Annotated in this window: 8 protein-coding genes and 1 tRNA gene; all 9 read left to right on the top strand. The window is 69.8% G+C overall.

Annotated features, from left to right (window positions below; all coding sequences use genetic code 11):
- Positions 1 to 173 precede the first annotated feature (173 nt).
- The 9 genes from mtrB (at position 174) to AB1609_10830 (ending at position 8,103) form a co-directional block, all read left to right on the top strand.
- The gene (gene mtrB / locus AB1609_10870) at positions 174 to 335 is read left to right on the top strand and encodes a trp RNA-binding attenuation protein MtrB (protein MEW6046969.1); all 162 of its coding nucleotides are present in this window, start codon (positions 174 to 176) and stop codon (positions 333 to 335) included.
- A 31-nt stretch (positions 336 to 366) separates the two neighbouring features.
- Entirely contained in the window at positions 367 to 573 is a 207-nt protein-coding gene (locus AB1609_10865; protein MEW6046968.1) for a glutamate decarboxylase, read from the top strand.
- Between the two features lie 37 nt (positions 574 to 610).
- Positions 611 to 1,510 carry an acetyl-CoA carboxylase, carboxyltransferase subunit beta gene (accD, locus tag AB1609_10860; protein ID MEW6046967.1) on the top strand — a complete coding sequence of 300 codons (900 nt, stop codon included), beginning with the start codon at positions 611 to 613 and terminating at the stop codon, positions 1,508 to 1,510.
- On the top strand, positions 1,488 to 2,726 hold the full coding sequence (locus AB1609_10855) for an acetyl-CoA carboxylase carboxyltransferase subunit alpha (GenBank protein MEW6046966.1): 1,239 nt from the start codon (positions 1,488 to 1,490) through the stop codon (positions 2,724 to 2,726). Before accD ends, AB1609_10855 begins: the two co-directional genes overlap by 23 nt.
- Positions 2,727 to 2,824: 98 nt before the next feature.
- Entirely contained in the window at positions 2,825 to 4,285 is a 1,461-nt protein-coding gene (gene pyk, locus AB1609_10850; protein ID MEW6046965.1) for a pyruvate kinase, read from the top strand.
- A gap of 77 nt (positions 4,286 to 4,362) precedes the next feature.
- The gene (ald, locus tag AB1609_10845; protein ID MEW6046964.1) at positions 4,363 to 5,478 is read left to right on the top strand and encodes an alanine dehydrogenase; all 1,116 of its coding nucleotides are present in this window, start codon (positions 4,363 to 4,365) and stop codon (positions 5,476 to 5,478) included.
- On the top strand, positions 5,479 to 6,963 hold the full coding sequence (locus tag AB1609_10840; GenBank protein MEW6046963.1) for an aspartate aminotransferase family protein: 1,485 nt from the start codon (positions 5,479 to 5,481) through the stop codon (positions 6,961 to 6,963).
- Entirely contained in the window at positions 6,960 to 7,991 is a 1,032-nt protein-coding gene (locus AB1609_10835; GenBank protein ID MEW6046962.1) for an AIR synthase family protein, read from the top strand. Before AB1609_10840 ends, AB1609_10835 begins: the two co-directional genes overlap by 4 nt.
- 26 nt (positions 7,992 to 8,017) lie before the next feature.
- Positions 8,018 to 8,103: transfer RNA gene (locus tag AB1609_10830), tRNA-Leu, on the top strand.
- Positions 8,104 to 8,137: the final 34 nt, after the last annotated feature.

Genomic DNA, 8,137 nt, shown 5'->3' with positions numbered 1-8,137 from the left:
GGCGGCGGGTACCGCCGCCGGGAAGGCTGCCGGGTGACGGAGCGGGGGGTGGCCTAAGACCCATGGCAGGCGGGGAGGCCGGCAAGCGTCCTGGAGGGGAACTCCCGGACGAAGCCGAAGTGGTGCTCGGCGATTTCGTGATCATCAAGGCGCTGGAGGACGGCGTAACGGTGATGGGCCTGACCCGGGGGCCGGAGACGCGCTTTCACCACACGGAGAAACTGGACAGGGGCGAAGTGATGATCGCCCAGTTTACGGTGCACACGTCGGCCATCAAAATCCGAGGGCGCGCAGAACTCTGGACGCGCCACGGCCACCTCGAGTCCGGAAGGTAACCCCGGAGGTCTTTCGAGAGGAGTGGCCGGGATGGGTTGGGTGGTCGTCTATATCGCCCCCAACCGCGCCGTGGCCAAGGTGATGAAAGAGCTTCTGGAGAAAGAGGGCCTGCTCGCGGCCATCCGGCCGCTGGGGGGCTATTACACCGGGGGAAAGCCGGGCCAGTTCGAGGTGCTGGTGCCCAGCTCCGAGGCGCAGGACGCCAGCGAACTGTTGACCCGTTCATTCAGGCCGTAGTCAGGGAGGACGGCGCTAACAGAGAGCAGCACGCGCTATGTTAAAGGATCTTTTCCGGGGTAAGTCCCGTTACGTGACCGTAAAGGCGCCCGCTGCGCCCCCGGCGCCCCGGCGAGAGGCGCCGGATGGGCTGTGGACCAAGTGCTCCGGGTGCGGGGCCATCCTTTACACCAAGGAACTGCAGCGCAACTACCGCGTCTGCCCGAAGTGCGGCTACCATTTCCGCATCGGTGCCTGGGAACGGCTGTCGCTGCTGCTGGATCGGCTCGAGCAGTTCGAGGTTTTCGACAGCGACCTGCGATCGCTCAACCCGCTGGGCTTTCCCTCCTACGAGGAGAAGGTCGCGCGCTCGCAGGAGGCCACGGGCCTTGACGAGGCCGTCGTAATGGGCTCGGCCACCATCGGCGAGTGGCCCGTGGTGGTGGGCGCCATCGACTTCGGGTTTATGGGCGGCAGCATGGGGTCGGTGGTGGGCGAGCGGATCGCCCGGGCCTTCGAGCGGGCGGTCGAGCTTGGGCTCCCGGTCGTCATTTTCTCGGCGGGCGGCGGGGGCGCCCGGATGCACGAGGGCATCCTATCGCTCATGCAGATGGTCAAGACCAGCCAGGCAGTGGCACGCCACTCCCAGGCGGGGCTGCTTTACATCTCGGTGCTGACCGACCCCACCATGGGAGGCATCTACGCGAGCTTCGCATCGCTGGCCGACGTCATCCTGGCGGAGCCCGGGGCGCTCATCGGGTTCGCGGGCCCCCGGGTCGTGGAGGAGACCATCCGGCAGAAGCTGCCGCCGGGATTTCAGTCCGCCGAGTTTGCCCTGCGCAACGGCATGATCGACATGATCGTGGACCGCCGCCAGATGAAGCCGACGCTGACCCGACTGCTTGCCCTGCACGCGCCGCGAGAGGAGAGGCGCAATGGCCAGCAACGGCATCTTTGAGTGGGAGCGGCCGCTGGTCGAACTGGAGAAGCGCCTGAACGAGCTCCGGGCCTTCAACGAAGAGGAGGGGATGCAGCTCAGCGACGAGATCGCTTTCCTGGAACGGCGCGCCCAACGGTTGCGGGAGGAGATCTACCGCAACCTGACCCCCTGGCAGCGCGTGATGATGGCGCGGCACAGCGGGCGGCCCACCTTCCTGGATTACGTGCCGCTTATTTTCGAGGATTTCGTCGAACTGCACGGCGACCGCAAGGCCGGTGACGATGGGGCCATGGTCGGCGGCATCGCCCGGTTCGACGGGCGCCCCGTGACCATCATCGGGACACAGAAGGGGCGCGACACCAAGGAGAACCTGCGGCGCAACTTCGGGCTGCCGCACCCGGAGGGGTACCGGAAGGCGCTGCGGTTGATGAAACAGGCGGAGAAGTTCGGGCGGCCGGTCATCACGTTTATCGACGTGGTCGGCGCCTTCCCCGGGATCGAAGCGGAGCAGCGCGGCCAGGGCGTAGCCATTGCCGAAAACATCATGGCCATGTCCGGGCTGCGGACTCCCATCGTGTGCGTGGTCACGGGGGAGGGCGGAAGCGGCGGGGCCCTGGCCATCGGGGTCGGCGACCGGGTCTACATGCTGGAGCACGCGTGGTACTCGGTGATTTCCCCGGAAATGTGCGCGACGATCCTGTGGCGCGACTCCAGCAGGGCGCCGGAGGCGGCCTCGATTCTGCGGTTGACGGCGCAGGACCTGGTGGAGTTCGGGGTTATCGACGGGGTCATTCCCGAGCCGCCGGGCGGCGCGCACCGGGACAAAGTGCAGACGGCCCAGGCCGTCAAAGAGGCCATCCGGGCGGCACTGCAGGAACTGAGCATGCTGAGCATTGACGAACTGGTCGAGCAGCGCTACCGGCGCTACCGCAACATGGGCGTCTGGGGGATGGCGGGCGAGGCGCGGAGCCCGGACGAGAGCGCGGAGCTTTCCGAGCTGGCTCAGCAGACCCCTAAGGGCGCGGGCACACCGACCCCGTCCGGTGCCGGCGAACCGGAGCCTGCCGGGGCTGCTCCGGCAACCGGGCCCGAGGCGGGCGGCCACGGGACCGGACCCGCACTGCCCAACGGAGCGGCGACTGAGCCCATCGGGGCAGCTCGGGAGGAAGGCAGGGGGCGGCGGGGCTTCCGGCGCGGCGGCCCGCGTGAGCCAGGCCGCTCTCCCCGGCGGTAGCGGGCCGGCGCTGCGGAGCAGCGCGGGGGCGGGGAGCGGCGGACGGCCGGCCGCGCGCGGCCATGGAACGAAGGCGCAGGAAGCAGGGATCAGGGACAGTGGTATCGTTCCGCCATACGAAGCTCGTATGCACCATCGGCCCGGCAAGTGAAACCGAAGAGATCCTGACCGGCATGCTCGATGCGGGAATGGACGTGGCCCGCCTCAACCTTTCTCACGGGACCCTCGACGAGCACACCCGGCGGCTGGAGCGGCTCCGGCGCCTCAGCGGCCGGCACCAGCGACAACTGGCCGTCATGCTGGATATCCAGGGGCCCAAGATCCGGCTGGGAGACCTGCCTGACGAGCCCATCCGGTTGAAGCCGGGGGACGTGGTGGTCCTGGAAGGGGTGGAGCCCGGCGAGCCGGCCGGGCCGGGGGCGATCGCCGTTGGTTACCCGCAGCTCGCGCAGTCCGTTCGCCCCGACCAGGCCATCCACCTCGACGACGGTGCCATCCGGCTGGTGGTCGAGAGTGTGGAGGAGCGCCGGGTGCGCTGCCGGGTGCAAAACGGAGGGCTTCTGCGCTCCCGCAAGGGCGTGGCGCTTCCCGGGGTGGACGTGGCGCTGCCGGCGCTGACCGCAGCCGACCGGCAGCACCTGCTCTGGGCCGCCCGGGTGGGCGTGGACTTCGTGGCAGCGAGCTTCGTGCGGCGGGCCGAGCACGTGGAGGCCGTCCGCGACGAGCTGCGGCGCGCCGGCTCCAGGGCGTGCATCGTTGCTAAGATTGAAAGCGCCGAGGGCTTGCGCAACCTCGATGCCATCGTGGCCTCGGCGGACGGCGTGATGGTGGCGCGCGGCGACCTGGGGGTGGACATCCCCCTGGAGGAGGTGCCCCTCGCGCAAAAGGAGATCATCCGGCGCTGCAACGCGGCCGGCAAGCCGGTCATCGTAGCCACGCAGATGCTGGAGTCCATGGTTCGGAGCCCCCTTCCCACCCGGGCCGAAGTGACGGACGTGGCCAACGCGATCTTTGACGGCGCCGATGCGGTGATGCTCTCGGGCGAGACGGCCGTGGGCGAACACCCCGTGGAGGCCGTCTCCATGCTGCACCGCATAGCCATCAGCGCCGAACGCGCCTACCCCTACTGGCGCGACCCCGGCAGCTGGCCCGGGCGAGGACCCGGCGCGCCTGCTGCCGCCGGCGCCCTGGATCCCACGGTGGCTCAGGCCATCAGTCGCGCCACCTGCGAGGCGGCCGAGGACGTGGGCGCCTCGGCCATCCTCTGCTCGACCCAATCGGGTGCGACGGCTCGCATGGTGGCGCGTTTTCGCCCGCGTGCGCCGATCGTGGCGGCCACGCCGTATTCTGAGGTGGCACGGCAGCTTGCGGTGGTGTGGGGGGTCGTCCCCGTCGTGGTCCCGAGAGCCCGCAACATCGACGAAATGATCGACGTGTCGCTGGGGGCCGCCCGAGAGACGAACCTGGTGAGTTCGGGGGATCGGGTGGTGGTCGCGGCCGGCGTGAAGACCGACCTGCCGGGTTCGACCAACATGCTGCAGGTACACCAGGTTCCGTGAGCGCCGGCTCGCGAAACAGACGTGGCGGTCACCTGGCGTTCCAGGCAGAGCGTGCGGGGAAGGGGCGGTTGGGCGCCATGATCATCGGGGTTCCCAAAGAGGTCAAACGGGGCGAGAACCGGGTCGCCATCGTTCCGGCAGGCGTGGAGGAATTGACCCGCCGCGGGCACCGGGTACTGATTGAGGAGGGGGCGGGCAGGGGCAGCGGGATCCTGGACGAGGAGTACGTGTCGGCCGGCGCCGTCATGCGCAAGCGGGCGGAAGACGTCTTCGCCGACGCCGACCTCATCCTGAAGGTGAAGGAGCCGCAGCCTCAGGAGTGGCCGCTTCTGCGGCCGGGGCAGGTGCTGTTCACGTACCTGCACCTGGCGCCGGACCGCGAGCTCACCATGGCCCTCTTGCAGCGGGGCATCATCGGGGTGGCGTATGAGACGATTCAGCTCCCAGACGGGACGCTGCCGCTTCTGACGCCGATGAGCGAAGTGGCGGGGCGGATGGCGGTTCAGGTGGGGGCGCAGTACCTGGAGAAGGTGTATGGTGGCCGCGGGATTCTGCTGGGTGGCGTGCCCGGCGTGCCGGCTGCCGAAGTGGTGATCCTGGGGGCCGGCACCGTGGGATACAACGCGGTCCGCATCGCGCTCGGCATGGGTGCCCACGTCACGGTGCTCGATACCAACCTCGCCCGCCTGCGCTTTCTGGAGGAGGTGCTCGAGGGCAACCTGATCACGGTGATGTCCAACCGGTACAACGTCGATCGGGCCGTGCGCTACGCGGACCTGGTCATCGGGGCCGTTCTCATCCCGGGCGCGCGGGCGCCCCGCCTGGTCACCGAGGAGATGGTCCGTTCCATGAAGGAAGGCTCCGTCATCGTGGACGTGGCGGTGGACCAGGGCGGGTGCGTCGAGACCGTCGACCGCGCGACGACCCACGACGACCCGGTCTACGTCAAGCACGGGGTCATCCACTACGCCGTGTCCAACATCCCGGGCGCGGTGCCCCGCACCTCGACGTATGCGCTGACCAACTGCACCCTGCCGTACGTGGTGGAACTGGCGGACAAGGGGTGGGCTGCCGCTGTGGCGTCAAGTGCGGCTCTGGCGCGGGGTGTGAACGTGCTGAAGGGTCACGTGACGTACCAGGCCGTGGCCCAGGCCCACAACCTGCCCTACGTGCCGCTCAAGGAGGCCATGTAGTTGTCATCCCGGCGGGACGAGGAGTACGACCGAACCTTCCCCGGCTCGGCCCGGCTCTACCGCCGGGCCGAGCAACTGATACCTTCGGGCCTGACTCACGACGCCCGGTACCTGTGGCCGTTCCCGGTCTACGCCGAACGTGCCCGGGGCGCCTACAAGTGGGACGTCGACGGTCACCAACTCATCGACTACTGGATGGGCCACGGGGCGCTGTTGCTGGGCCACTCGCACCCGGCCTTGGTCGAGGCGGTGACGCGGCAGGTAGCCCTGGGGACGCACCTGGGCGCCTGCCACCCGCTGGAGGTGGAGTGGGCGACCCTGGTGCGTCAGCTCATGCCGGCGGCCGAACGCGTCCGGTTCACCAACTCGGGGACGGAGGCCACGCAGCTTGCGATGCGGCTGGCCCGGGCGTTCACGGGGCGGCCGAAGATTCTGCGCTTCGAGGGCCACTTCCACGGGTGGCACGATTACGCCTCAGCGGCGGTGGTGCCGGAGGCCGCATCCGACGAGCCGGCGGGCGAGGCGGCCGGCGACCTCACCCGGGGGCGAGGCGTGTCCGCCGGACCGACTGACCGTCGGTCGGTCCCCGGGACTGCCCCCACGGCGGCACTCGGGTCCGTGCAGCGCCCGCCGGGCATCGCGGAAGAGACCGCAGAGGCCACGCTGGCCGTGCCGCCCAACGATGCAGAGCTGGTTGCCCGCGTCCTCGCCTCGCGGGACGACATCGCCGGGATCATCATCGAGCCGGGTGGCGGGGTCTGGGGTGAACTCCCCACCACCCCTGATTTCCTGCACGCCCTCCGGGAACTAACGCAGCGGTACTCCGTGCTGCTCATCTTCGACGAGGTCGTCACCGGCTTCCGCATGGTGCCCGGCGGGGCACAGGAGTACTACGGAATCCGGCCCGACCTGGTCTGCCTCGGCAAGATCCTCTGCGGCGGGCTGCCTGGCGGGGCTGTCGCGGGGCGGGCGGACGTCATGGCGGCGCTGGGGTTCAGCGGGGACCCCAAGCGGGACGCGACGAAGCGGGTGGCGCACCTCGGGACGTTCAACGCCAACCCGCTATCGGCGGCGGCAGGCATCGCCATGCTGCGGGAGGTCGCCACCGGCCGCCCGACGGCCGAGGCGGCGGAGAAGACCGACCGGTTGGTGCGGGCACTCAACGAGGTGCTGGAGCGCCACCGGGCGAAGGGATTCGTTTACGGGCTTTCGTCGTGGTTTCACATCGCCCTGGACGCTGACGGGCGGCAGGACGCCGAGGGCCGCTGGTGGCCGCTGCAGGCCGGGCCGCCGGGCGCCGAACTCGAATCCCACGGCCTCGTCCAGCGCCTGCGCCGGGCCATGCTCCTCGAAGGCGTCGACCTGATGCGAAACGGGGGCTTTCTCTCCACCGCCCACACCGATGCCGATATCGAGGCGACCGCCGCGGCATTCGACCGGGCGCTGGCACGTCTGGCCCGCGAGGGAGGGCTGCCGCCGCGGTGACCAGCGCAACCAACGGCGGCCCCGCCGTCACCCGGCTCAAGGCCGGCAAGCTCCCGCCGGACAAGCTCCGCAAGCTCGTGCTCTCCCGCCTGGGGCGGCTGCGCCCGGAAGTGCTGGTGCACGCCCGCCTGGGCGAGGACTCGGCCGTGGCCGACCTCGGCGGGCGCCTCATGGTGGTGTCCTCCGATCCCATCACGGGCGCCTCGGGCGAGATGGGGCGGCTTGGCGTTCACGTGGCGTGCAACGACGTGGCGGCCATGGGCGCCGAACCCCTGGGCATCCAGGTGGTGCTGCTAATGCCCGACGGCACGACCGATGTTGAGATTGCCGATACCATGGGCCAGGTGGCCGACGCGGCCGAGGCGCTGGGCATCGAGGTCATGGGCGGCCACACGGAAATCACGAGCAAGGTGACGGCTCCCATTATCGTGCTGACCGCCATGGGGCTCGTCGAGCGCAGCCGCCTCGTTACCTCCGCCGGTGCCCGGCCCGGGGATGGCCTTCTCGTCACCAAGCCGGTCGGTCTCGAGGGAACCGCCATCCTGGCTGCCGACCGCGCCCGCGAACTCGAAGGCCCTCTCGGCGCCGAACTCCTCGCCCGGGCCCGCACTTTCCTGGCCGAGGTGAGCGCCGTCCGGGATGGCCTTGTGGCCGCGGAGCTGGGCGTCTCGGCCATGCACGACGCCACCGAGGGCGGCGTGGTGGGGGCCGTGTGGGAGCTAGCGCAGGCCTCGGGCGTCGGCGCCGAACTCTGGGAGGCGGCGGTGCCGGTCCGCCCCGAGACCCGGCGAATCTGCGAATACTACCGCATCGATCCGCTGCGGCTCATCTCGTCAGGGGCCATGCTTGTCGCCTCGCCGAACGCAAATCAAGTCGTCGCCGGGCTGCGGGAGCGCGGCCTGGAGGCGGCGGTGATCGGCCAGGTCACTCCGGCCGGCTCGGGGATCTGGCTGGTCCGTTCGGACGGCCGCCGGGAAAGCGTTGCTGAGCCGCCAATTGACGAACTCTGGCGGGTGCTGGTATCATAGCCTCGCCCGCAAGCCACCTCCTCAGCGCCGGCGTGGCGGAACTGGCATACGCGCACGACTCAAAATCGTGTCCCCTCAGGGGATGTGGGTTCGACTCCCACCGCCGGCACCAGTTATGTCAAGGGCTTGCGGGGTCGTGCGGAAAC

It is taken from the genome of Bacillota bacterium, assembly GCA_040754675.1.
Taxonomy (GTDB): Bacteria; Bacillota; Limnochordia; order Limnochordales; family Geochordaceae; genus Geochorda.
Note: the sequence above shows the minus strand (reverse complement) of the source record. Positions and strands in the feature narration are given on the sequence as shown.